Here is a 463-nt window from a genome sequence, read left to right as displayed (position 1 = left end):
GCCTTGCCCGAGCACAAGACCCGCACCGTGCTGCGCAGCCACAGTTCACCGCACACCGGCGGCTACAACGAACTGATGATCGAAGACCGCGCCGGCCAGGAACAAATCTATCTGCGCGCCGAGCGTGACTTTGAACAACTGATCCTCAACGACAGCCATAGCCTGATCCGCCGCGACCGTTTCGAACAGGTCGACAACCACAGCACCAGCCTGATCAAGGCTGACGAACGCCACACCACCGACGGTACGCGCAACACCGTCATCGGCAGCGACGACCTGCTCAGCATCAGCGGCAACAGCAGCACCATGGCTGATGGAACGCTGGTGATTCAGGCCGGCCCGCATGCGCGGGTCACCGCGAGCCAAGTGGTGATTGATGCCGGGACAAGCCTGACGCTGACGGCGGGCGGCCATCACATCGTGATCAATTCGGGTGGGATCTTCAGCAGCGTGGCCATCGTCG

Annotated in this window: 1 protein-coding gene; it reads left to right on the top strand. The window is 62.4% G+C overall.

What is annotated here, in order from left to right; genetic code table 11:
- A partial coding sequence (locus K5E40_RS34445; protein ID WP_409339163.1) for a bacteriophage T4 gp5 trimerisation domain-containing protein occupies nt 1-463 on the top strand: 463 nt, incomplete at both ends.

The organism is Pseudomonas baetica (assembly GCF_019733355.1).
In the GTDB taxonomy this organism is placed as follows: Bacteria; Pseudomonadota; Gammaproteobacteria; order Pseudomonadales; family Pseudomonadaceae; genus Aquipseudomonas; species Aquipseudomonas baetica_A.
This window is presented reverse-complemented; position numbering and strand designations above follow the sequence as displayed.